This window comes from Serratia sp. DD3, assembly GCF_000496755.2.
Genome location: NZ_AYKS02000047.1, coordinates 121,491 through 146,953, shown reverse-complemented (window position 1 = coordinate 146,953; position 25,463 = coordinate 121,491). Strand labels below are relative to the sequence as shown.

22 protein-coding genes are annotated in these 25,463 nt (G+C 51.8%); 10 read left to right on the top strand and 12 right to left on the bottom strand.

Features of this window, described 5'->3' with window-relative positions:
- Positions 1-8 precede the first annotated feature (8 nt).
- Both recC and IO95_RS08240 read right to left on the bottom strand, forming a co-directional pair.
- Positions 9-3,383, bottom strand: coding sequence for an exodeoxyribonuclease V subunit gamma (recC, locus tag IO95_RS08245; RefSeq protein ID WP_023489610.1), 3,375 nt, complete (start codon positions 3,381-3,383; stop codon positions 9-11).
- Between the two features lie 285 nt (positions 3,384-3,668).
- On the bottom strand, positions 3,669-4,553 hold the full coding sequence (locus IO95_RS08240) for a LysR family transcriptional regulator (protein ID WP_023489611.1): 885 nt from the start codon (positions 4,551-4,553) through the stop codon (positions 3,669-3,671).
- A gap of 141 nt (positions 4,554-4,694) precedes the next feature.
- On the opposite strand from IO95_RS08240, the gene IO95_RS08235 reads away from it, so the two are divergent.
- From IO95_RS08235 to maiA, 7 genes are all read left to right on the top strand, one after another.
- Positions 4,695-5,402, top strand: a complete 708-nt coding sequence (locus IO95_RS08235) for a CoA transferase subunit A (protein ID WP_023489612.1) — start codon at positions 4,695-4,697, stop codon at positions 5,400-5,402.
- 2 nt (positions 5,403-5,404) lie between these two features.
- Positions 5,405-6,061, top strand: a complete 657-nt coding sequence (locus IO95_RS08230; RefSeq protein WP_023489613.1) for a CoA transferase subunit B — start codon at positions 5,405-5,407, stop codon at positions 6,059-6,061.
- A 9-nt stretch (positions 6,062-6,070) separates the two neighbouring features.
- Positions 6,071-7,252 carry an acetyl-CoA C-acetyltransferase gene (locus IO95_RS08225; protein WP_023489614.1) on the top strand — a complete coding sequence of 394 codons (1,182 nt, stop codon included), beginning with the start codon at positions 6,071-6,073 and terminating at the stop codon, positions 7,250-7,252.
- Between the two features lie 134 nt (positions 7,253-7,386).
- Positions 7,387-7,926, top strand: coding sequence for a VOC family protein (locus IO95_RS08220; protein WP_023489615.1), 540 nt, complete (start codon positions 7,387-7,389; stop codon positions 7,924-7,926).
- Between the two features lie 142 nt (positions 7,927-8,068).
- Positions 8,069-9,451 carry an MFS transporter gene (locus tag IO95_RS08215; RefSeq protein ID WP_023489616.1) on the top strand — a complete coding sequence of 461 codons (1,383 nt, stop codon included), beginning with the start codon at positions 8,069-8,071 and terminating at the stop codon, positions 9,449-9,451.
- Between the two features lie 4 nt (positions 9,452-9,455).
- A complete protein-coding gene (locus tag IO95_RS08210; protein ID WP_023489617.1) occupies positions 9,456-10,472 on the top strand; it encodes a fumarylacetoacetate hydrolase family protein in 1,017 nt (338 codons plus the stop codon).
- A 55-nt stretch (positions 10,473-10,527) separates the two neighbouring features.
- Entirely contained in the window at positions 10,528-11,190 is a 663-nt protein-coding gene (gene maiA / locus IO95_RS08205) for a maleylacetoacetate isomerase (RefSeq protein ID WP_023489618.1), read from the top strand.
- Positions 11,191-11,350: 160 nt separating this feature from the next.
- Here maiA and IO95_RS08200 read toward each other — a convergent pair whose 3' ends face one another.
- The 8 genes from IO95_RS08200 to rppH all read right to left on the bottom strand — a co-directional run bounded on the left by IO95_RS08200 (position 11,351) and on the right by rppH (position 18,259).
- A complete protein-coding gene (locus IO95_RS08200; protein ID WP_023489619.1) occupies positions 11,351-11,740 on the bottom strand; it encodes a prepilin-type N-terminal cleavage/methylation domain-containing protein in 390 nt (129 codons plus the stop codon).
- A complete protein-coding gene (locus IO95_RS08195; protein ID WP_023489620.1) occupies positions 11,730-12,182 on the bottom strand; it encodes a YgdB family protein in 453 nt (150 codons plus the stop codon). The genes IO95_RS08200 and IO95_RS08195 overlap by 11 nt, the downstream gene beginning before the upstream one ends.
- A complete protein-coding gene (locus tag IO95_RS08190; RefSeq protein ID WP_023489621.1) occupies positions 12,179-12,793 on the bottom strand; it encodes a prepilin peptidase-dependent protein in 615 nt (204 codons plus the stop codon). Before IO95_RS08190 ends, IO95_RS08195 begins: the two co-directional genes overlap by 4 nt.
- Complete coding sequence (locus IO95_RS08185) at positions 12,784-13,284, bottom strand: prepilin peptidase-dependent protein (protein WP_023489622.1); 501 nt, start codon at positions 13,282-13,284, stop codon at positions 12,784-12,786. The genes IO95_RS08190 and IO95_RS08185 overlap by 10 nt, the downstream gene beginning before the upstream one ends.
- Before the next feature lie 227 nt (positions 13,285-13,511).
- Positions 13,512-14,306, bottom strand: coding sequence for a thymidylate synthase (thyA, locus tag IO95_RS08180; protein ID WP_023489623.1), 795 nt, complete (start codon positions 14,304-14,306; stop codon positions 13,512-13,514).
- Between the two features lie 6 nt (positions 14,307-14,312).
- Positions 14,313-15,185, bottom strand: a complete 873-nt coding sequence (gene lgt, locus IO95_RS08175) for a prolipoprotein diacylglyceryl transferase (RefSeq protein ID WP_023489624.1) — start codon at positions 15,183-15,185, stop codon at positions 14,313-14,315.
- Positions 15,186-15,472: 287 nt separating this feature from the next.
- A complete protein-coding gene (gene ptsP / locus IO95_RS08170; RefSeq protein WP_023489625.1) occupies positions 15,473-17,719 on the bottom strand; it encodes a phosphoenolpyruvate--protein phosphotransferase in 2,247 nt (748 codons plus the stop codon).
- Positions 17,720-17,731: 12 nt separating this feature from the next.
- Positions 17,732-18,259, bottom strand: coding sequence for an RNA pyrophosphohydrolase (gene rppH / locus IO95_RS08165; RefSeq protein ID WP_023489626.1), 528 nt, complete (start codon positions 18,257-18,259; stop codon positions 17,732-17,734).
- Between the two features lie 696 nt (positions 18,260-18,955).
- On the opposite strand from rppH, the gene mutH reads away from it, so the two are divergent.
- From mutH to IO95_RS08150, 3 genes are all read left to right on the top strand, one after another.
- Positions 18,956-19,639, top strand: coding sequence for a DNA mismatch repair endonuclease MutH (gene mutH / locus IO95_RS08160; protein WP_023489627.1), 684 nt, complete (start codon positions 18,956-18,958; stop codon positions 19,637-19,639).
- Positions 19,640-19,758: 119 nt separating this feature from the next.
- Complete coding sequence (locus tag IO95_RS08155; RefSeq protein WP_023489628.1) at positions 19,759-20,472, top strand: TerC family protein; 714 nt, start codon at positions 19,759-19,761, stop codon at positions 20,470-20,472.
- A gap of 401 nt (positions 20,473-20,873) precedes the next feature.
- A complete protein-coding gene (locus tag IO95_RS08150; RefSeq protein ID WP_023489629.1) occupies positions 20,874-21,914 on the top strand; it encodes an NADP(H)-dependent aldo-keto reductase in 1,041 nt (346 codons plus the stop codon).
- Between the two features lie 65 nt (positions 21,915-21,979).
- Here IO95_RS08150 and lplT read toward each other — a convergent pair whose 3' ends face one another.
- Entirely contained in the window at positions 21,980-23,170 is a 1,191-nt protein-coding gene (gene lplT, locus IO95_RS08145; RefSeq protein ID WP_023489630.1) for a lysophospholipid transporter LplT, read from the bottom strand.
- Entirely contained in the window at positions 23,170-25,323 is a 2,154-nt protein-coding gene (aas, locus tag IO95_RS08140; protein ID WP_023489631.1) for a bifunctional acyl-ACP--phospholipid O-acyltransferase/long-chain-fatty-acid--ACP ligase, read from the bottom strand. Before aas ends, lplT begins: the two co-directional genes overlap by 1 nt.
- Positions 25,324-25,463: the final 140 nt, after the last annotated feature.

Sequence of the window (25,463 nt, the reverse complement as noted above, 5' to 3'; positions counted from 1 at the left end):
TAAAAAAGTTACCCTAGGTTATGCCGTGCCACAGGTAACAGATAACGCACGGTTTCACTGATAATTTGTTCAAAATAAACATTGTCCATTTGCCGGAACACCCGCTGTACATAGGGGTTTTCCCCTTCCCCTATCACTCGTTGTTCACCTTGCCAGGTTTGCAACAGCTTACTGCGGGCTTTGCTTTGAACTTCTTCACTCCAATCTATTTGCTGCGTTTCTTGCTGATAACAGTGGCTCAGCCATGCCCAGCCACTTTTATTCAATAGCATCAAGGGTTCAGCAAGCCCACGCTGGTAACCTGTTAGCAACTCAGCCAACTGCTCATGGGCTTGTTCCACCGAAAGTGCCGCAAAGCGCCAGGCAGATTTCTTATTGCCATACATCCGGCTCTCCCCAGTTCCCCCAGCACAACAATAAGCCAAATGCTCCAGCCACAACAAAATACCATCCACGGCGTTAAGTGTCGCTGGACGCCAGCGCAGTAGACCATCCGCTTGAACTTGATGCAACCAGCCACTAATTTGTACCCCCGCCACCGAGATATCCAACTCTAGGCTGCTACTCTCCTGGCGCTGTTCGCGCACCAATTCCGCCAATTCGCTCAGTTCTTCCTGCTGTTTCTGCCAGTAAATCTCACCAAAAGCGCCATAGGGTAAGCTGCCGGAGGCGCGGAGCCGTTGATACAACGGGGTACTCTCTTCCCCCTCAATCAACGTATTCAACAATTGACTGTTAAATTGATAACGTTCGAGATTATCTAAGGTAAAGGGCTCTTCTTCCGGTAATTCGGTCTCTTCCAGAATAAAATTAACCCCGAGCCGCAGTTGGAAAAAAGCGCGGATCGGGTGGCGGTAAAAACGCAGTAACTCGTCAAAAGCCACCTGCGTTTTGGCTTCCTGTGGCAACGGATGGCTAAAACCAGGATGTGCCACCCCATTCCCCTGCGCCGCAGGTAGCCATTCTGCCGCATAGCTCTGTTCCTCACTGCCTGGCACAAAGTTGGCTGTGGCAAACGGCATACGCGCATGGTGTTGAAGTAAGTGTTCACGCACCCGTTGGGCACTGCTGTCTGCATCACATTGCTCATCGCCGGGTAAGCAATAACTCTGCTCCAGATATTCCAATAACTCGGTCACCAGCACCGAAGGAAAGCGTTCACTATTGTCCTGAATCGAGCGGCCAATAAAGCTGATATAGAGCCGTTGCTGAGCAGAGAGTATCGCCTCCAGGAACAGATAGCGGTCATCATCGCGGCGGCTACGATCACCACGCTGAGTTGGTTGCGCCATCAGGTCAAACCCCAAAGGAGGCAAGCTCCGGGGATAAACACCATCATTCATACCCAGCAGGCAAACCACTTTAAACGGGATGGAGCGCATCGGCATCAGGGTGCAAAAATTAATCTGCCCCGCCAGGAAGCGTTGGCTGATGCGTTGTTGATCAAGCCTGGCGGCTAGTTCGTCGCGCAACGGTACCAGCGGTAACGGGTCAGCATAGCGCGCTGCCAGCCCTAAGCTGATCACCTTTTGCCATTGATCTTCAATCAACGTCAGTGCTTCTTCGGTCTCACTGTCTCGCTGGAAGAAAGCGGTTAACAACTGTTGGCACAGCGGTAACCATTCTGCCAATGGCCGCTCCTCACTTAATAGCTGCCGCCAATGGCTAAGTTGCGCCAGCAGTTCGGCTAATTGCCCCGCCAGTTCCGCCACCAAACCACTCGACTCATCATAGGGTAATACGTCCTGCCAGCAACCCGCATTGCTGTCCATCGCGTACCCCAACAACATGCGTGTAATACCAAACCGCCAGGTATGCTGCCCGGTTACCGGCAGATTCAACTGGCGCACATTGTCATCATCCAACCCCCAACGAACACCAGCTTCACCACTCCAGCGACGTAACAGAGTTAGCCCGGACTCTTGAATCGAGAAACGCGCCGCCAGCGCCGGTACATCCAGCAATGCCAACACCTGTTCGGAAGTGAAACGGCTTTGTGGTAAATCCAGTAAGGAGATAAACGCCTGCAATGTCGGGTGTACATGGCGAGCCTTACGGTCGGAGATGGCAAAGGGGAGATTGCGCCCCGGCGGTGCACTGCCAAAAACCGCCTGAATATAGGGGGCATAGCTGTCGATATCGGCCACCATCACAATAATATCCCGCACGCTTAATTGCGGGTCTTGTGACAACATCGCCAACAGTTGATCATGTAATATTTCCACTTCACGCTGCAAACTGTGGCAAACGTGCAGGCTAATAGAGCGATCTTGCGGTTCCAGACGGCGTTTATGGTCGCTGCGGTCCAAGGTTTCCGGGGTGGTACCGATCACCGCATAATCTTCTAACTCCAGCATGTCATGTTGAATAGCATGCAATAAGTCATTCGCCGGAATATCCACAAAGGCGTCCACTTCCTGCACTTGGGTCATCTGCGCCAGTAAATAGAGGTGGTCGCGCCCTAATTTCCCCCAAGAGGCCAGCAACGGATTACTCAGTTGTTGTGCGCCTTCGGCATCAAATAGCTGGGCTGCCTGTTCCGGCTGGCGAAATAACCGATGCTCTTGCGCCTGATGATGATGGTGGCGGCGTTTGCGGCTCTGTAAGCGAGCCAGAAAAGCATAATCCTGAATATCCCCCCAATAGTAGCGGCAAGGGTTGGTAAACATCAGGTGAATATCAATATGTTTGCCCAAGGCTTGTAGTGCCTCAAGATAAACCGGTGGCAAAGCGGAAATGCCGCATATAAACACCCGTGGCGGCAGCCCAGCCGGGCATGAGGCAGCGTTCTCTAATACGCTGATAAAACGCCGATATAAATTGGCCCGGTGCCATTCCGGTTGCCCCAGTTCAGCGGTACATTCCACCAACCGCTGCCATAGCGGCGCTTGCCACAGCTGGGCATCGGCTAACCCGGTAATCATTTCCCCGCGCTGCCAGCTTTCCAGCCACTGTGGGCGATAAACCAGATATTGGTCAAACAAGTCAGCAACCCGCCCAGCAAGCTGGTGGATCTTGCGCTTGTCGCTATCGTCCGTCAGGTAATGTTGCAGTGGCGCAAAGGCGGGTTGTGTCAGCATCTCAGGAAGCAACCACATCAGCTTCCAGGTCATGGCGTCTTTGCTAAAGGCGCTCTCTTTGGGGATCCCGGGCAAGACTTTGGTAAACATCTCCCAGATAAAGGTGGCGGGCAGCGGGAAAGCGATATTGGCAGCGATGCCGAACTCTTGAGCCAGTTGTATCTGCAACCACTGAGCCATTCCCGGGCTTTGCACCAGCACCACTTCCTGCTGAAAAGGATCGGTCAAGGGTTCTCTGGCTATCAACGCGCTGATAAGCGTTTTCAGCAAATCCAACTGATTGGAATGATAAACCGTAAACATGAGACTCCTTTAAGCAAGGGGCAATAACGTGAGTGGTCCCTTTTTGTTGGCGAGCGAAATTCGACTTTGATGGCCTCGCCCTTCGAACTTATGGTTTGGGAACATCAACGGGTGACTTATATTAAACCTCGACCCAAGCGCCAAACAGCTTCTTATGGTCTCACATCAGGAAATTATTCGCACCTTGCTTCAAAAACGCCGAATAAAGGCCACACCAGAATAGTTAACTGCCGTATTGATGCTGCATGAAGGAAGCCTTGCCGACGCGGTTCAGCTATCAAAAAGTTAATAATATCCTTTTAATGTTTCCAGCAATGCATAGGCGGCTTTTGAAAGTTGCAGATGCCCGGCGTGAATCACGCCGATGCATTTTTCTATCACTGGGTTATCAAGCGGGATACATACGGCACCCAATTCGGTCATTTGTGCTTGGCATAGGGCTGGCACGGCACTGCCACCCAGCCCGCTCGCCACCATGCGCCCTACTGTGACCAGTTGGTGACTCTCAAAAGCCACATCCAGTTTACGCCCGCTTCGGGCTAATTCCTCTTCCAACATCAACCGTACCGCGGAAGGACGCTGCAAGGTAATGAAATCCAGTGCCAATAACTCATCCCATGAAAGACGCTTTTTCGCGGCAAGGGCAGAGGTTTTCGGAACAATAGCGATAAAGCGGTCAATACCCAGAGGAGTAAACAGTAAGTTGTGAGTGGGTGCAGGTTCAAAGGCGATGCCGATTTCAACTCGTCCTTCACGTACCATTTCAATCACCTGCTCATTGATAATGTCATGTACGGTGACATTGATTCCGCTGTAGCGCTCACGGAATGCTCTCAGTACCTCAGGCAAAACGTTCGCCGCAAAGGAAGGCATCGCCGCAACCGAAATTTTGCCACGCTGCAGCGTGAAGCTCTGGCACATGGCTTCTTCGACATTATCCCAATCAGCAAGCAGTTGCCGCGCCATTGACAAAAACGCCTCCCCTTCTTGCGTCAGGGCGACCTTACGGGTATTTCGCAGGAGCAGCGGCCCCCCTAGCGCATCTTCCAGCCCTTTAATCCTCAAGCTCAACGCTGGTTGTGACAAATTCAGTCGTTCGCTGGCATGCGCGAAGTTCAGAGTGTGAGCTACCGCCAGAAACGCGCGTAGCTGTTTGACGCTCATTCTCATTTTTCTTCCCGCCAACCAATTAAAAACAATTAGTTAACATCTTATTAATAAAAAAAACAAATGATTGAGTCACAAATTCAAAATTAACAAATCAGTGTTTCCCATCAATGATAGCGCCATGGGTCAAGCGGAGAGATAAACATGGCTGGATTGGATAAACGCGTCGTCAATTATGCGCAGGCACTGGACGGGCTGAAAGACGGGATGACCGTTCTTGCTGGCGGTTTCGGACTCTGCGGCATACCTGAAAATCTGATTGCTGAAGTCAAGCGGCGCCAGGTGCAAAACTTAACCATCGTCTCGAATAACTGCGGTGTGGATGATTTTGGCCTCGGCATGCTGCTCGAAACCCGCCAGGTACGCAAGGTAGTGGCATCCTATGTGGGTGAAAACGCCTTATTTGAACAGCAGGTACTCAGTGGTGAGCTGGAGCTGGAGCTGACACCACAGGGAACACTGGCAGAAAAAGTTCGTGCGGGCGGTGCCGGTATCCCGGCCTTTTATATCGCTACCGGATATGGCACGCCCGTCGCCACAGGCAAAGAAGTTCGCCAGTTCGGTAAACAACATTACATCCTGGAAGAATCTCTGGTGGGCGATTTTGCGCTGATCAAAGGGTGGAAAGCAGACTGGTACGGCAATGTGATTTATCGCCATACCGCACAGAACTTTAACCCACTTATGGCGACAGCCGCCCGGATAACGGTGGTCGAAGTGGAGGAAATTGTTCCGCCGGGTGAGTTACCCCCCGCCACTATTCATACCCCAGGTATCTACGTTGACAGGCTAATTCTTGGGCATGTTGAAAAACGTATTGAACAACGCACGTTACGCCAGAAGGGGAGCTGATCATGTTGAACCGCGAACAGATGGCTATGCGCGTGGCGCAAGAGCTGCGTGATGGTGACTACGTCAACCTGGGAATCGGCATCCCGACGCTGGTGGCGAACTATATCCCTGAAGGGATAGATGTGATGCTCCAGTCGGAAAATGGACTCTTGGGCATGGGTGGTTTTCCCGATGAACAGCATATCGATGCCGACATGATTAACGCCGGTAAGCAGACCGTAACGGCACGCACTGGCGCGGCGATTTTCGATTCAGCTCAATCGTTTGCCATGATCCGTGGCGGTCATGTGGATTTGACCGTTCTGGGGGCCTTTGAGGTGGATGTTGAGGGCAACATCGCCTCGTGGATGATCCCGGGGAAAATGGTGAAAGGCATGGGAGGGGCGATGGATCTTGTTGCCGGTGCGCAAAACATCATTGTCATGATGACCCACGCCGCTAAAGGAGGTGAATCAAAACTGCTCTCTCGTTGCACCCTCCCCCTGACCGGCGTTGGTTGTATTCGTCGGGTTCTGACTGACCTTGCACTGCTGGAAATAGCCGACGGGGCATTCGTTTTACGCGAGTACGCCCCTGGCGTGAGCATTGGGGAGATCATCAGCAAAACCGCCGGCCCGCTGATTATCCCAAACGATATACGCGAAATGCGGTTCAACTGAGGAACAAACATGAAGGACGTGGTGATTGTTGGTGCAACAAGAACACCGATCGGCAGTTTGGGTGGTGCGCTCGCTTCGCTCTCTGCGGTAGAACTGGGTGCCTGCACGGTACGTAGCCTCCTGAAGCAGAACCCACTGGCGGCGGCACAGGTTGATGAGTTGATTTTCGGTCAGGTACTGGCTGCCGGCTGCGGACAAAACCCCGCTCGCCAGACAGCCATCGCCAGCGGAATGTCCGTAGACATTCCAGCAACAACCATAAACCAAGTGTGCGGTGCCGGGTTGAAAGCGGTGCAATTGGCTGCTCAGGCGATCCGCTGTGGTGACGCGCAGGTAGTCATCGCCGGGGGGCAGGAAAGCATGAGCAACGCCCCCTATCTGCTGGAGGGTGTGCGTAAAGGGCTGCGGTTCGGCCATACCCAGATGCGGGATAGCATGATTACCGATGGGCTATGGGATGCCTTCAACCATTATCATATGGGGGATACAGCAGAAAATCTGGCTGAAAAATACCAGATCACCCGCCAAGCGCAGGACGCTTTCGCTCTACAGTCGCAGCAAAAAGCGGCAGCCGCCATCGAAGCAGGCTTTTTCACCCAACAGATAACACCGATCTCTACTCAACAAGGTCGGAAGTTAACCCGTATCGTCGATAGCGATGAACAACCTCGCCCCAACACCACGCTCGAACAACTGGCACAACTACGCCCGGCTTTTCGTCAGGAAAACGGCACCGTCACCGCTGGGAATGCCTCTACGCTGAACGACGGTGCGGCTGCAGTCTTGCTGATGAGCCGTGATAAAGCGCACCAGCTTGGCTTGCCGGTGTTAGGTCAAATTGTCAGCTGTGTTGTCACCGGTGTCGACCCCGCGCTGATGGGGATTGGCCCGGTCAGTGCCAGCCAGCGTGCTCTACGGCAGGCGGGCTGGTCTCTGGATGAAGTGGACTTAATCGAGGCTAACGAAGCCTTTGCCGCGCAATCACTGGCGGTAGGCCAAGCGCTCGGTTGGGATAACCAGAAGGTCAATGTCAACGGCGGAGCCATTGCCCTGGGTCATCCGATTGGCGCATCCGGCTGTCGGACACTGGTGACATTGCTCTACGAAATGCAGCGCCGTGACGTCAGAAAAGGGCTGGTTACCCTCTGCGAGGGGGGTGGACAAGGCATTGCCATGACGCTGGCTCGCTGACATGCCCTTAACTTTTCATTCTGTCACCGAATCTCACCCTGATAGCGAGGAGCTGTAGTGAGTGTATTGATGACCCTGATGGCGTGTCACCCATACTGAAACGCCGACCCATACCTGATATTTGGAGACTAACCATGCAACTAATCAAAAAAATTCACCATGTCGCTTATCGCTGTAAGGATGCCAAAGAAACTGTCGAATGGTACCAAAAGTACTTGGGCATGAACTTCATCCTTGCCATTGCCGAGGATCAGGTCCCCTCGACCAAAGAGCCGGATCCCTACATGCATATTTTTTTGGATGCAGGTAACGGCAGTATTTTGGCGTTCTTCGAATTACCCACCAAGCCTGAAATGGGACGAGATCCGAATACACCAAACTGGACTCAACACCTGGCTTTAGAAGTTAACTCGGTTGATGTCCTGATGGAGGTGAAGAGCAAACTCGAAGCTGATGGTATTTCAGTCGTCGGCCCCACTGACCACACCATTTTCAAATCCATTTACTTCTTCGACCCCAGTGGCCATCGCCTTGAATTGGCGACCAATATCGGCACACCGAAGATGGCGAAGTTACTTGATGACGTTAAGTGGGAAATGCTCAACGAGTGGTCCCAGACCAAACAAGCCCCCCAGCACGCCCGCTGGATGCACGACGGCAGCTATACGGAGTAACCGATTATGTTCTATGTGTTAGGGCCCTAAATACCCCCAGGCATATAACCGACTAACCGCATTAAGCCACATCAGAGCGACGTGCTAATCGTCGAGAGACGCGTTGTCTAAAAGCGTCTCAAGGGTGGCAAGGAGGCATTACATGACCTTGACTGCAAAAATTGATGTCGTCAGGCTGATTGATGAAAGTCCCATCGGCAAGTTTCAGTGGCGAATTTTTATCCTCTGCGCAATTTGTATGGTCCTTGATGGCTTCGATGTTCAGGCGATGAGCTATGTCGCCCCAGCGTTACTTCAGGACTGGCGTATTGACAAATCCTCTCTCGGGCCAGTATTCGGTGCCGGTCTGTTTGGACTGCTCATCGGCTCGTTATTATTCAGTATGGTTGCCGACAAACTTGGGCGACGCCCCGTTCTTATCGTTTCCACCTTCTTTTTTGGTTTGTGTATGTTAGTCACCCCCTTTGCCAGCACACTCCAGGAATTGATCGCTATTCGATTTATCACTGGGCTGGGGCTAGGTGCCATCATGCCCAATTCGATGGCGCTTTGCGGTGAGTTCAGCCCGAAGCGCAAGCGAATTTCTATCATGATGATGATTTCTTGTGGCTTCACGGTGGGTGCCATGCTCGGTGGTGCCATCGCGGCCGCACTGATTCCGACCTATGGCTGGCAATCAATTTTCTATCTCGGCGGTATCTTGCCGCTGTTTATCGCCGTGCTGATGATCCGTTATCTACCGGAATCCATTCAGTTCCAAGTGCTTACAGGTAAAACCTCTGCCTCAACGCTGGTTGTCTGCAAGAAAATCTTTCCTGCTCAACCTATTTCCCACGACATGGTCCTGGTCGTTGGCGAACAAAATAGCCGTGGCGTTCCCCTTATGGCGCTCTTTCAGGATGGCAGGATGGCCGGTACGTTGGCGATCTGGGCAATCAGCTTCCTCAATATGATCGCCCTCTACTTTCTGTCCAATTGGCTACCGACCATTGCCCAAACGGCGGGGTTGAGCCTTGAGAGCGCCGTATTGGTGGGTGCCACGCTACAACTGGGCGGAATCATCGGCACCCTTGCGATGGGCAAACTGATAGACAATGTCGGATTCAAGCGTGTTCTGGTGCCGTGTTTCGCGGTAGCCACGCTGTTCATCGCCTTAATCGGCCATTCGGTGGGCGCTGTTTACCTGTTGTTTGCCGTAGTCTTCATCACTGGTTTTGCCGTGGTCGGTGGTCAGCCGGCGATCAATGCCATGGCGGCCAGCTACTACCCGACGGCGCTACGAACCACTGGCGTAGGCTGGAGCCTGGGGATCGGTCGGATCGGATCAGTGATCGGCCCAGTGGTCGGTGGGCAGCTTATCGGTTTGAACTGGGGCCAAGACAGCTTGTTTCAGCTGGTTGCCATACCGTCCGTCGTCATTGTCTTGGTCCTGCTGTTTGCTCGGTTCGAACAAACCACACAAGCAAACCCTAGTCACACGCTGAGTCGTCAAAAACACCCTACATCGTCATCGAACTTGGAGTAACAACATGAAATTAGCCACTTTGAAGAGCAGCAATCGTAACGGCGTACTGGTGGTGGTGAATCGTGCCCTAACCCATTGCCAATCGGTTCCTGCCATCGCCCATACGTTGCAAGACGCTCTAGATAACTGGGATAGCGTCGAAGGCAAACTACATGAAATTTACTATGCGATGAATCAGGGGCAATTACAGACGGCCGAGATTTTTGACCCTGAACACTGCCACTCGCCGCTGCCGCGCGCCTACCAGTGGGCCGACGGCTCCGCCTATGTCAATCATGTCGAACTGGTCCGCCGGGCTCGCGGTGCCAAACTGCCCGCAGAGTTCTGGACTGACCCCTTGATGTATCAGGGGGGCTCCGATTCGTTCGTCGGACCACGGGATCCCATTGTTGTGAATTCAGAAGACTGGGGAGTTGACCTCGAAGCCGAAATCGCCGTAATCACCGGTGATGTCCCCATGGGCGCGACACAGGAACAGAGCGCGAGCAGCATTCGCCTCCTCATGCTGGTTAACGATGTTTCCTTACGCAATCTGATCCCCTCTGAATTGGCCAAGGGTTTCGGTTTTTTCCAGTCAAAACCGGCATCAGCCTTTAGTCCGGTGGCCATTACACCGGACGAGCTTGGCGAGGATTGGCATGATGGCCGAGTTCATCGTCCGCTAACGGTCCATATCAATCAGCGCCTTTTTGGCAATCCCAATGCTGGCCAGGACATGACCTTCAACTTCCCCCAGTTGATTGCCCATGCTGCCAAGACCCGCAAGTTGACAGCGGGTTCTATTATTGGCTCAGGAACCGTCTCGAACAAACAGGGGGATTTGTATGGCTCATCGATTAGCAATGGGGGGGTTGGTTATTGCTGTTTGGCTGAGGTCAGAATGTACGAAACCATCGAAATTGGCAAACCAAAAACGCCCTTCCTGAAATTTGGCGACAGCGTAAAAATTGAAATGTTTGACCAGCATAACCAGAGCCTGTTCGGCGCCATTGAACAGCAAGTCCAACCAGATATCACCTGAGGATCAGGGCGGGTGATCCATCCACGAGGGTTCCCGCCCTGTTTGGATACAAACGATGAAACTCTATTCTTATTTCAGAAGTTCGGCCGCCTACCGGGTGCGTATCGCCCTCAATCTCAAGGGGCTGCCATACGACACCGAGCCAGTACATTTGTTGAAAGACGGTGGCCAACAGAACTCAATCCACTATCGCGCGATCAGTCCACTCGGTACCGTGCCCTGTCTTGAAACGAACGATGGCGGCCATCTGGCGCAGTCTCTGGCTATCATCGAGTATCTGGAAGAGGTTTATCCCGAACCGCCGCTGCTACCCGCTCGCTCTGCGGACCGCGCCAGAGTTCGCAGTATTGCCCAGATCATCGCCTGCGATATTCATCCGCTCAACAACCTCCGAGTATTGAATTTTCTTACCAAGCAGTTCGACATATCGGCCGATGATAAAACCACTTGGTACAGACATTGGGTCTACCAAGGCTTGCTGGCCATTGAGAAAATGCTCGTCGATGATCCTCGAACCGGTCGCTTTTGTCATGGCGATACCCCTGGGTTAGCCGACTGCTGCTTAGTACCACAAGTGTTCAATGCGCAACGTTTCAATTGCTCACTGGAGCAAATGCCGACTATCCAGCAGATTTACCAAGCCTGTGAAGAACTGCCCGCCTTCCAGGCGGCCTCTCCCATCAATCAGCCAGATGCCGAATATACCCTTCAGCAGTAAAGCTGCAGGGTTGTTGACTACGCTCGTACGCCCTAGTCACATAGTTATCTATGCTCCTAGGGTCTCTCTCACTTGTCGCCTACCTGCAACTTCATTGAACTTGGGTATAAGTCTAAATATCAACGCCCAGCGATACTAATCCCTAATCCCTAAGAGTAACTTAGCCCGGTGGTTTGCAATACCACCGGCTAAGTTCAACCTGTTGCCGCAGCGCTGTTTGAATCTTTATCGTGCGCTTGAGACAGCTGCCTGCCCCGATATGGCTTTCAACAGTGCTGTGCCAATTGAGTGGTAGTGTGAGTAGCGGATCGGGCATATCGGTCGCGATATCGAGCATCTCTAATTGTTGATGTGCCAGCGACCAGGCATGGCGGTATTGCCATTGTCGTTGAAAGCCTTGCAACAAAATTTGATGATATTGCAACAATCCCAGTAGTGACACTGCAAACAACAACGCAGCAACCAACACTTCAGGCAGGCTAAAACCCCGTTGCCCATCTCGCTCTACCGGCTCTGTCCGCTCAGTCCGCTCTATCCGATCAGTCCGCACAATCGCGCTCTCGCTTCTCTGGGCAAAAATCCAGCCAGCCCCCTTTTTGGGCCTTAAACCGACTATTACCCATCTCTTGGACTTCCGTCGCCAGTTGGTATAACCACAAAGGTTCGCCACCCAGCGGCACTCCAGCACCACGCACCACCACAATATCTGTGCGGGAGGAGTAGCGGGCACAGGCTTGTAAAGCATCGCTGTTTACTGGCAGACAATACCACCTGCTGCTCTGCAAAACGCTCTGCGGCCATGGCTGTGACAACCCCCAACTTAATGCTGAGGCGGCCTGATTATAGGCTTGCAGGTAACGCTGCTGGTCAACCGCCAGTAATAATGCACTGTCTAATTGCCGCTGTTGGGCAGTGAGCAACATTAACCCCATCACCAGAAGTAACATCACCGCCACCAGCGTGCTGCCCCCCTTTTGCTTCTGTCTCTTCACTGAGCCTCCATACTCACCACCCACTCCAAACGACTTTGTATCGTTTCCTGTATGCTTGAACGCCCAGTTAACCCCAGCAGAATAAAAGATTTCCCCCCGCTACGGGTTATCTGGCGGACAGTGAAGGATTCAATTTGTACCTCCTGCGGATCGAGTAAACGTTCCCAGCCGGATCCCTGGCAATGCCTAACACCACGTTGCCCTTCCAAAGCCCCTGCGCGCAGGCGGTAGCCAAAATATTCCGCCTCTCCGCCCTCTTCCCAACGCCCGTTAAGGTTTAGGTCATAAGCCACGATGACACAACTGGCCGGTGCCTCCCCCGCCACGCGACTGATTAACAGAGGGCGCCCCTGGCACTCTCCGGCACAAAAGCCACTACGCCGCAGATCCTTATCAATAGTGAACACTAACTGACGCAATAGCAGATCCAAACGGTAGTGATGCCCCACATTAACCGTTTGTTGCCGCAAAATCGGTAAGGCTTTGGCTGCCGCCAACGTAATCATGCTACCCACCGTCATCGCCAGCATGACCTCCGGTAAGGTAAAACCACGCTCTAATGACTTACGGTCCAATAACATACGGCCTAATGACATACGATCTAATAACATGGGGGAATACTCCGAATAGCGACCTCTTCACTGCATAAGCGTATCCGCCCCCTGGCTGACAACACCAGGCGTATACGGCCAACCGGGTTACCCAATACCAGGTGCCCGGCTTGGGCGTTATTGCGCACACCATAAAACCCCATCTCTTTTTGAGTAAACTCCTGCAACACCACCCCTGAGTGTTCTGGCGTAAACACCCCGTTAATCTGAGCGTGACAGCTGGACATCGGCGTACCACTGCCGACACACCAATGCTCTCCTGGCTGCAACCACAACAAGGCATTGCGGTTATGCCAGTTAGCATCAGCCTGTAGCCGCATCAAAAATGCCTGTAATTGCAAAGCCGTCTGTTCCAGCCTCACCAATTGCTGGTAATGGTGCCACTGGTTAACGCCCCATGAGGTCAACATCCCCGCCAGCACGATCACCAACAGTAATTCAATCAGTGTCAGGCCACGTTGCCGATAAGAGTGAGTGTGATATTGGTTCATGGAGCCAGTGTAATTGGCCCGCAGAGCGGTAACAGCGGAGATAATGTTGATTGGAAAGCGGCGAGCAAAGTTTTTTTCTGTGCGGCAACAAGCGAGATAAAATTATGCTCAACGTCGCACAATTCACTGGTCGCGATTCAAGTACCGTACAAAAACCTAAGGCTCAGCAAATGCTGAGCCTTAGGTTCGACAAACGGAGAGAGCACAACGGGTTGTGCCCCTAAACGTCAGATGGCCACTGGCGCTTTGATCGCCGGATGGGGGTCATAGCCGGTGATCTCAAAGTCATCAAAGCAGTAATCAAACAGTGATGCAGGTTTGCGTTTAATCACTAACTGCGGCAAGGGGCGCGGTTCACGTGTTAATTGCAACTGTGTCTGTTCCATATGGTTGTTGTACAGATGTGTATCCCCACCCGTCCAGACGAAATCACCCACTTGCAGATCACACTGCTGTGCCATCATATGCACTAACAACGCATAGCTGGCGATATTGAATGGCAAACCAAGAAATACATCGCAAGAACGCTGGTACAGTTGGCAGGAAAGTTTGCCATCGGCGACATAAAACTGAAAAAAGGCATGGCAAGGTGCCAACGCCATTTGATCCAGCTCGCCCACATTCCAAGCTGAAACAATGATCCGCCGTGAGTCTGGGTCCTGCTTCAGTTGCTGTAAAACGTTGCTCAACTGGTCAATCTGGCGGCCATCAGCAGCACCCCAGGCTCGCCATTGTTTGCCATAGACCGGCCCCAGGTCACCATTTTCATCAGCCCACTCGTCCCAAATGGTGACTTTGTTTTCACGCAGGTAAGCCACATTGGTATCGCCATTCAAGAACCACAACAGCTCATGAATAATCGAGCGCAAGTGACATTTTTTAGTGGTCACCAGCGGGAAACCTTCCTGCAAGTTGAAACGCATCTGGTGGCCGAAAATCGACAAGGTACCAGTGCCGGTGCGGTCAGCCTTAGGGGTGCCCTCGGCGAGCACTTTGTTCATCAAATCCAGATACTGTTGCATGGTTCCTCACGACAAATGTGGCTGTGGACGACGGCGATAAGCCCAAATCATCATAATAATACCCGCGAGCACCATCGGCACTGAGAGGATCTGCCCCATACTGATAATGCCGTCAAACAGACCCAACTGAGCATCCGGCTGGCGGAACATTTCAACAATAATACGGAATGCGCCATAACCAATCAGGAACAGCCCGGAAACTGCCCCCATCGGGCGTGGCTTGCGGATAAACAAGTTCAAAATAATAAACAGTACGATCCCTTCCAATACCAACTCATACAGTTGCGAGGGATGGCGTGGCAAGACACCATACTGATTCAGTAATGGCAGCAAATCAGGATTACTGGCAGCAACAGCAATATCTTCTGCGCGCGAGGTAGGAAACAGCATCGCCCAAGGGGTGTCAGTCGTCACACGCCCCCAAAGCTCACCGTTAATAAAGTTCCCCAGGCGGCCCGCTCCTAAGCCAAACGGAATCAATGGGGCCATAAAATCAGAGACCTGGAAGAAACTCCGCTTGGTACGGCGGGCAAACCACAACATCACCAGGATCACCCCGATCAGGCCACCATGGAACGACATGCCGCCGTCCCAGACTTTAAACAGATAAAGGGGGTTATCCAGAAACAGGGGCAAATTATAAAACAGCACATAACCTACCCGACCACCAACAAACACGCCGACAAAACCCGCATACAGCAGGTTTTCCACTTCATCTTTAGTCCAGCCACTCCCTGGTTTGTTCGCCCGGCGAACCGCCAGCCACATGGCAAACACAAAGCCAACCAGGTACATCAAACCATACCAGTGCAAAGAAACCGGGCCGATAGAGAAAATGACCGGATCAAAGTCAGGAAACGCCAGATAGTTATTACTCATCTATCACCACAATATGTCTGTTATCCCCTTAATAATTCAAACTGCCTGGGTGTGAGCTGCGGTTATTCGCCCAGGTCACCTAGTTGGCTATGCGCCTAGGGCTTCCATCGCTTTCCGCCTGCAAGCAACTCGAATTATTTTGGGTATATGTCGATTATTCTTCCCCATCTGGGGTCGGTAACTACAAAAAATGCTCAAAAGCACTCTGTGCAGAGAGGGCGCATCATAGCATAGCCTTAACCGTGCCTCAGCGTGCTGACCGGGAAAAATTCTGTAAAGTATCCACTTTAACGACCACCACGGATCAACCCCCCCACACCGCGCCGCTCCATAAAAGCCGCGATCAAATGGCGAACATCGGTTGTGACTTGGGCGCTCAATACCCGCTGAGCCAGAGTTTGCGCATCGGCTAATTCAATATGGCGCAGCAAGTATTTGATACGTGCCACACTGCGACCATTCATACTTAAATGACGGTATCCCATGCCCACCAACAGCAAGGCTCCCATAGGATCACCCGCCAGTTCACCGCATAAGCCAACCTGTAGCCCCGCATCTGTCCCTTGTTCAATAATCAGTTTGAGCACCTGTAACATTGCCGGGTGCAAGCTGTCATATAGCGAAGCGACGCGCGTATTATTACGATCCACCGCCAACAGATACTGCGTTAAATCATTGGTGCCCACGGAAATAAAATCAATACGCGCCGCCAAATGAGGGATCAGAAAGACCATCGACGGGACTTCCAGCATGATGCCGATCCTCGGCTTGGGTATTTGATACCCCAGCATCTCCTCCACTTCTTTTCCTGCGCGTTCAATCAGACGTTTAGCTTCGTCAATTTCATCCAGGCTGGTGATCATCGGCAGCAAGATCCCCAAATTCCCGGTACTCGCATTGGCACGCAACATGGCACGCACCTGAATCAGAAAAATTTCTGGTTGGTCGAGAGTAATACGGATGCCACGCCAACCGAGGCAAGGGTTCTCTTCGCTAATCGGCAGATAAGAAAGCTGTTTATCAGCCCCCACATCCAATGTTCTTAGCGTGACTGGCTTTTGCGGATCAAGTTGCAGCATCCCCTGATATTGCGCCACCTGCTCCTCTTCTGACGGGAAGCCGCTTTGCAGCATAAAAGGGAGTTCAGTGCGGTATAAACCGACACCATCAACCCGCCCACCGAGCATTTGCTCATGTTCAGGGCAGAGACCGGCATTCAACATCACCTGAACTCGCTCACCGGATTTCAAACGGGCGGGCCGCTCAACGTCATCTTCGGCAAGTTTACTCAGTTCCTGCTCTTCGCTGATCAGGCGTTGATATTCCTGCACCAGCACCGGTTCTGGATTGACCAGCAATTCACCGCGATAGCCATCGACAATCAACAGGCGCTGTGCCAACAAAGCCGGTTGGATATCCGCCCCCATCACCGTTGGCACGCCCATGGCCCGCACCAGGATTGCCGCATGAGAGTTGGCAGCACCATCACGCACCACCACACCCACCAAACGATCCTGCGGCACTTCCGCCAACAGGGTTACGGTCAGTTCATCGGTCACCAGCACAAAACGCGCTGGCCACTGGGTGGCCCCTTGAGTGCTATCATCAAGATGAAACAGCAAGCGCTGACCGAGTGCACGCAAATCACTGGCGCGCTCACGCAGATAGGTATCTTGCAACGCCGCAAACTGGGCAGCGAAGGCTTCAATCACCTGTTTTACCGCCCATTCCGCCACCGAACCGGTCTCTATTTCTGTAAAAAGCTCACGCTTCAGGCGGACATCATTCAACAAGAGAGAATAGAGATCGAAAATAGCCGCGCTCTCTTTTTGCGAGCTGGCGTTAAAGTGCTTGCTGAAACGCCGGAACTCAGCACCGGCCGCTTCCAGAGCCAGTACTAGGCGTTCACGTTCACTGGCAACATCCAGCGTGGAGGCTTGGTAGACCTGATCGAGGGAAGGTTGGCTACTATCCAGCCACCCTTCGGCCACGGCAACCCCTGGGGAGGCAGCTAACGCGCGGATGCGGATCTGGCGATATTGACTAAAAACAGCATTCAGCTGTGAGAGCGAGAGGATCCCAGCCATTTGCATGGCCAAGGTAACCATGAAGGACTCTTCACTTTCATCAAATTGGCGTAGCTCACGCTGCTGAACCACCAAAACACCCAGCAACTGCCGACGATGAATAATCGGCACCCCGAGGAAAGAGCGAAAATCCTCTTCTTTAACCTGTGGAACATATTTGAAGCTTGGATGACTATGCGCATCCGCCAGATTGATTAGCTCAGCCTTACGCCCCACCAGACCGACGATCCCTTCATCAAAGGCCAATGTGACGGTGCGCCCACGCGGCATTTTTAACCCTCGCGTGGCCATCAGGTAATAACAGCGACGGTCACTGTCTGCCAAATAAATAGAGCAGACTTCAGTATCCATAGCCAGACAGGTTTCATTGACCAAAAGGTCCAGCGCCTCTGTCAGGTTGGCCGTCGCGGCTACTTTTTCAACCACTTCTCGCAAGCGCGTGAGCATAGTCCGTTTAAATTAACCTCTCTTTCGGCGATAGATCGGGGCCTGCCGCTGTACTGCCTGTTCCTGCATGGGCATCACAGTGACAGCAAATTCTTTCATTACCCGACGGTATACATCCCGTTTGAATGAAACCACTTGACGCACCGGATACCAGAAGTTCACCCAACGCCAACCATCAAACTCCGGTGTACTGCTACGTTGCATATTGATATCAGAGTCATTGCCCATGAGCTGCAATAGAAACCATTTCTGCTTTTGGCCGATACAAACCGGCTTTGTGTCCCAACGCACCAAACGTTTTGGCAATTTATAGCGCAACCAGTTACGGGTTGAAGCCAGAATACGCACCTCTTTTTTATTCAACCCTACTTCTTCGAACAGTTCACGGAACATCGCCTGCTCCGGCGTTTCCCCAGGATTAATACCTCCTTGGGGAAACTGCCAGGAGTGCTGACCGTAACGGCGAGCCCATAAGACCTGCCCCTGACGATTACAGATTACGATACCAACATTCGGGCGGTAGCCATCATCATCGATCACCGGACTACCTCGATAAGCATAAATTCGTATTGATAACCTGATTGTTTCACACAAGCTACAAGCGGTAAACCACTGCTTTGCAGCTCATGTCTTCGGATAACATTCAGGTAACTCACAGATATGGACTAAGTTATAAACACAGCTTAGGGTTTTAAGCGGACTTTATTCACTATTTCTGTGGATAGGTATGTGAAAAACTCAAGGGATAAGCTGGTACAACTCTGTAGAGCCTAAGAAAAAGCGCCTCAGTAAAATAAAATAGTTCATTAAAATACAATAGGTTAAATAACAATAAAGGACGATTTGTCAGGTGAACTTACGATCGCTAGCGCTTTTATCTCTTGCTCTGGCGAAAGTTACAGCACTCTCTATTTTATCCACAGCTTATCCGCCAGAGTGGCCTATAAAACCGACAAGTTCGCAAAAAAAGTCTCGCGTCAAGGCTGTAAATCAAACCAGTGATCAGTAAAAAACTGGGTTATCCCATAAATCTGTGGATAAATAGGGGTAAGATCCTGTTCATTGTCGGTGGCTACCGATGAACAAGCCATAATAAAAAAATTCACACCCGCCAGGAAATTGAAAAAAAAGATTATAAATCATAGTATTAATATTATTCTTTCCGATCTCACTACCCTTATTTTGGCTGTGAGTAAATACAGTGTATTTTTCAACCAGAACTTATGGGCTTGATTTATGACATATTCGTCTCCGTTACCACCGGAAAATGCACAGCAGTTGTTCGCGCGAGCGCAAGCGTTAGCCGGTTTCACTCTCGGTGAGTTGGCACTGGGTGTACAACTCAATATCCCTAAGGATTTAAAGCGTGATAAGGGTTGGGTAGGCACCCTGCTGGAACGCTGTCTGGGGGCGATGGCGGGCAGTAAACCAGAGCAGGATTTCCCTGAGCTCGGCATTGAGTTGAAAACCATCCCTGTGGATAGCACCGGTAGGCCACTGGAAACCACGTTTGTCTGTGTGGCTCCCCTCACCGCTAACAGTGGCGTCACTTGGGAAAGCAGCCATGTGCGCCACAAACTGGCACAAGTGCTGTGGATACCCGTTGAGGGGGAACGGCAAATTCCGTTATCCCAGCGCCGTATCGGCTCACCACTGTTATGGCAGCCCTCGCAAGAAGAAGAGGATATGCTGCGCCGCGATTGGGAAGAACTGATGGATTTAATCGTCCTTGGTCAGGTGGAACGCATCACCGCACGCCATGGGGAAGTGCTGCAACTACGCCCCAAAGCCGCTAACAGCAAAGCACTAACCGAAGCCATAGGCGAGCAAGGCCAGCCGATTATGACGCTGCCCCGTGGATTCTATCTTAAGAAAAACTTCACCGGTGCACTACTGGCAAGGCATTTCGCCATTAACTGATGTTGATTCACGCAATGGCCTAAAGGCGATAAAGATTCAGCGGGGTATCAAGTAACAGTACCAAGCTGCCGAGAACCACGTATAATTCCGGTTTGTTTTTCTATTAGGATGTAGCGGCAATGTTTGAATGGATTGTGGATCCCAATGCCTGGTTAGCGTTAGGCACGCTGACTATTCTTGAGGTTGTATTGGGTATCGATAACATTATTTTCCTCTCTTTGGTGGTAGCCAAACTGCCAAAGGCGCAGCAGAACAAGGCTCGTCGTATTGGTTTAGCTGCAGCCATGCTGATGCGCTTGGCACTGTTGGCGTCAATAGCTTGGGTGATCCGCCTGACGCAGCCGCTGTTCTCAGTGATGGATCACAATATCTCCGCCCGCGATTTGATTTTGCTGCTGGGGGGGTTATTCCTGATTTGGAAAGCCAGTAAAGAGATTCATGAAACTATTGAAGGCTCAAATGAAGAACTGCACAGCAAGGTGCACTCTTTTTTTGGGGCCATAGTGCAGATTATGTTACTGGATATTATTTTCAGCCTGGATTCGGTCATCACCGCCGTGGGTCTGTCTGACCATCTGTTTATTATGATGGCGGCGGTAGTGATTGCCGTCGGGGTAATGATGTTTGCCGCACGGCCAATCGGGGAGTTTGTTAACCGCCATCCTTCAGTGAAAATGCTGGCGCTCTCATTCTTGATCTTGGTGGGCTTCACCTTGATGCTGGAAAGCATGCAAATCCACATTCCGAAAGGCTATATCTATTTTGCCATGTTCTTCTCAATGTCGGTTGAAGCACTGAATCTGATGCGCAACAAAAAAACACCTGTTGCCTAAGGTTTCATCCAGGGGGGAGCTCCTTATCCCCCTGAATTTTATGTCAATTCTTCTGACGCAGGCACTTCGCAGTCAGCTAACCCGCATCACTCAAACCGCTCTCACTAATGCGAACATCTATTTAGGCGAGCGGCCAATTTAATCCTGCTGATAAAAAGCGCTAATCGCTAACCTACCCTTGCGGCTTGATTGCATAATGTGATATCGGTACTAGGGTCTGAGCCGGTGATCAAGGAGCTAAACGCTATTGCTCAGTAATAGCGACTATTATCTTATTTCCCTCGGCTTGGATATATACAGACAAGGCGTTTTATTGGCTTTGGATCTCTGACTTCTGCCTCACCGGGTATCTCCCCGTCAGAAGGTCACCTGGAAGTGCTAACATTGAAGGAAGGCTGTTAATGCAATACCACCGTATTCCCCACAGTTCTTTAGAAGTCAGCGTGCTGGGGCTGGGCACCATGACCTTTGGCGAACAAAATAGCGAAGCTGATGCCCACGCCCAACTGGATTACGCATTAGCCGCTGGCATCAACCTGATCGATACCGCTGAAATGTACCCAGTGCCCCCTCGCCCGGCTACCCAAGGGCTGACAGAGCAATATATTGGCAATTGGATCAAAGCGCGCGGCAGTCGCGATAAAATTGTGCTGGCCAGCAAAATAAGTGGCCCGATAAGAGGTAATGACAATAGCATCCGCCCTGAGCAGGCGTTAGATCGCAAGAATATCCGTATCGCACTGGATGCCAGCCTGAAAAGGCTCAACACCGATTATCTCGATCTCTATCAGTTACATTGGCCACAACGTACCACCAATTGTTTTGGCAAACTGAACTATCAATATACCGACGAGAAAGTTGCTGTTTCGCTGTTGGAAACCCTGGAAGCACTGAACGAGCAAGTCCGTGCCGGTAAAATACGCTATATCGGTGTCTCTAACGAAACACCATGGGGTGTGATGCGTTATCTGCAGTTAGCAGAAAAGCATGATTTGCCACGGATAGTCTCAATCCAAAATCCCTATAGTCTGCTGAACCGCAGTTTTGAAATTGGTCTGGCAGAAATCAGCCGGCACGAAGGCGTGGAGCTCCTGGCCTATTCCAGTTTGGCCTTTGGTACGCTTTCCGGCAAATATCTCAACGGGGCAAAGCCAGCGGGCGCACGCAACACCTTGTTCAGCCGCTTTACCCGCTACACTTCACCACAGAGTCAATTGGCCGTCGCCGAATATGTCGCCCTGGCAAAAAAACAGGGGTTAGACCCATCACAAATGGCTTTGGCCTTTGTGCGGCAACAGCCTTTTGTCGCCAGCACCTTATTGGGGGCAACCTCACTCGAACAGTTGAAAACCAATATTGGCAGTTTTGATCTGGTGCTCAATGACGAAGTCTTGCAGGCACTGGAAGAGATCCATCGCCGCTTTACCATCCCTGCGCCGTAAAGCACTCAGGGCACGGTACTCCGTGCCCTGATAGGGGTGCCTGGTTAGCGGAAATCAGATAAAAGCTAGGCTTTAGAGCGTAACTGAGAAACCCACAGTGCCGTAATGGCTAGGGCGAATACCACGCCAAAACCAATGCCAATCGTCACCACTGGCACGTTCAATCGAACCATCCAGGTATATAGCCCCAGCATCAGCAGCATCGCGGTATTTTCACCCAAGTTTTGTACCGCAATCGCATTGCCTGCACCAACAGACTGTTTACCCCGTTCCTGCAATAGCGCATTCAGCGGCACGACAAAAAAACCGCCAAACACACCGATTAACAATAACAACCCGTAAGCATTCAATATATGGGTTTGTATAGCAAAGAACGCCACCCCCACCCCGATCAATATCCCAGCGGGCATACAACGTTTAACGTTTTCCAAAGTAATAAAACGTGCTGCTACACCCGCCCCACCGACTATTCCTATCGCCACCATGGCATTGAGCAGCGTCGGCGTGGCATTATCGCTGATACCCAGCGCCACTGGCACCCACATCACCAACAGAAAACGCAAGGTGATCCCAGCTCCCCAGAACATGCTGGTACCAAGCAGCGAAAAACGTGTTTGTCCATCTTTCCACAGCACCACACAAGCGTTGAAAAAACTGCGCCCTATCGCCGAAGGCCGCCAGGAAGTGACTTTATGGGCTGCGGGCAAACGAGGGATAAAGCAGTTAGCCACCACCGCAATACCGTACACCAAGGCACAAGCCACCAGTGCGGCCGCAATATGCCAATCAGCCAGCAAACCACCCGCCACTGAACCGGTCAAAATAGCCGCGATGGTAGAGGCCTCTATCAGCCCGTTCGCCTTGACCAGTTTTTCACCGCTGGTGATTTCACCGAGAATGCCATATTTCGCCGGTGAATAGGCGGCAGCCCCCACCCCGACCAGGCTATACCCCAAGAAAGGATCCCAGCCGAAACAAATGACCAACGCACCACTCAACTTAAGGGCGTTGGCAAACATCATCACCCGCCCTTTGGCGAAGCTATCCGCAATTTGGCCGACAAACGGCGCCAGAATGATATAAGTCACCACGAAAGCCATTTGCAAAACCGGCTGGCTCCATTCTGGGTATTCTAATTGCTTAATCAACGCCAACGTGGCGAACAGCAGCGCATTATCACCAAAAGCCGAAAAAAACTGCGCGCAAATCACCGCTATCATCGGGCGTGATAACAAAGAAGAATCAGGGGGCTTCATCAGACACTCTCCGGCTGTTCAGCCATTTGGCGCAAAGTAACAAAATCCGCTTTGCCACTTCCCAGCAGCGGTAATGCCTTCAGCAAACGGATATCGCGCGGCACCGCCAACTCCGGGACACCCTGTTCACGCGCGACGCGCAACAAGGCCTCACGAGTGAGGCTGGGGGTATTGGTAAATAAGACCAACGCCTCACCTTTGCCACTGTCACTTTTCACGGTGGCAGCATGTGAGCCTTCCGGTGCCAGGCGTAATGCCAACTGTTCGACACTTTCCAATGACACCATTTCACCCGCCAGCTTGGCAAAACGTTTTACCCGTCCACGAATGGTGCAATAGCCCTGTTGATCAAAGCTGACAATATCCCCCGTGTCATACCAGCCCGCTTGCAGTACCCCATGTTCATCTTCCGCTGCAGGGGGCTCTAATTCGCCAGGGCGCTCAACCCGCAGGTAGCCTTTCATAATATTCGGGCCTTTCAGTTGCAGGCGGCCGCCATACTCAATCCCTGGTACCGCCATCAGGCGTGCTTCCATTTTCGGCATCATGCGCCCTACGGTCCCCACCTTCGCGGCCAGAGGAACGTTGATCGACACCACCGGCGCACACTCTGTGACCCCATATCCTTCCAGAATACGAATCCCGTATTTGTCCTGATAGATCTGGCGGGTACTTTCTGCCAGTTTTTCAGCCCCGGCCACCACATAGCGCAGGCGAGCAAAATCATAAGGGTGAGCGAAACGGGCATAGTTATTGAGGAACGTCGCCGTGCCAAACAGCACAGTACAGTTGCGGTCATACACCAGTTCCGGCACCACTCGATAATGCAGTGGGCTGGGGTAAAGAAACACTCGGCTACCGGTCATTAGCGGGGTGAATAATCCCACGGTTAAACCAAACGAATGGAACAAGGGTAGCGAAGACATAAAGCAGTCTCGCGGCGTGAAATCTGAAATAGTGCGGATCTGCTCCACATTGGCCAATAAACTGGCATGAGAGTGCACCACCCCCTTCGGATTGCCTTCTGAACCAGAGGTAAACAGGATCAAGGCAGCATCCTCTGGCTGTTGAGGTACCATGGCCCGTTCTGGCTGGAACAGATGGCGCAGGATCCATAACTTATCTTGCAGGGTCACGCTATCTTTCAAATCTTCCAGATAGACCCAATTGGCTTCAGGTACCTGCTCGGGCAGATGAGTCAGCTTGCCTTTTTCCAGAAACTGACGCGAAGTGACAATGGTTTTGATCTGCGCGGCAGTCATCGCACTGTTTAACCCCTTGGCGCCAGCGGTGTAATTGAGCATGGCAGGAATACGGCCACGTAACGAAGCACCGAAGATAGCGGCAGCAGTAATCGTGGCATTCGGCAACAACAAGCCGATATGCTCCCCTTGTTGGGTAAAGCGCTGCAGAATCCGGCTAACCCCTAGCGCCTTTTTAATCAGCTGTTGGTAACTCTCTTCCTTGAAGGCAATATCTTCGATACAAGGCTTATTGCGCCCATAACGAGACTGCGCCGCTAATAAAGCACTAAACAGGGTTTGTGGTTTAATGCTATCCATCCGCGCCTGCATCATGATCTGATACAGTTTGTCACCCGCCAACTCCCGCCGCTCACGGGCTCGTGGAGCCTCCGGCATCGGCAAGGTTGTCGGAGGAAGGACGGTGATGTTCACTGCAGGAAACCAACGGAGTTTAAACACCCCAGCCATACGGCTAAAACGGCTAAACTCAAGGCCATCAATATGCACAGGAACCAGGGTCGCACCAGACTTGGCGGCAATAAAAGCCGCGCCATCATAGATCTTCATCAATGAACCGGTCACCGTGATACGCCCTTCCGGGAATATGACAATCGGCCTGCCCTGTTCCACCATCCGAACCAGATATTTGATGGCCATTGGCTTGGTGGGATCCAGCGGGACGAAATCGATAAAAGGTTTCAACCAACGCATAAACCAGCGTTGCGAAATCGACGAGTAAACCGCAAAAACCGGTTTGACTGGCAAGAATAGTGCTAGCAACGCACCATCCATAAAAGAGACGTGATTCGGTACAATCAGCAACTTCTGGTGTTCAAAATAGCTGGCATCACCTTCAACACGAACACGAAACAGCAAGCGAAACAGCGCACGTAATACAGATAATAACATCCCACTCTCCTACGGGATTAAGGGGCTCAGGGATTGGCCCCATAACGTAGCCAGCACCGCTGTAGCTTGAATAGCGATAGGGATGCCTCAGCCATAAGCCGAACCCTTGCTACTTGAAATATATATCCCCTTGATACTTC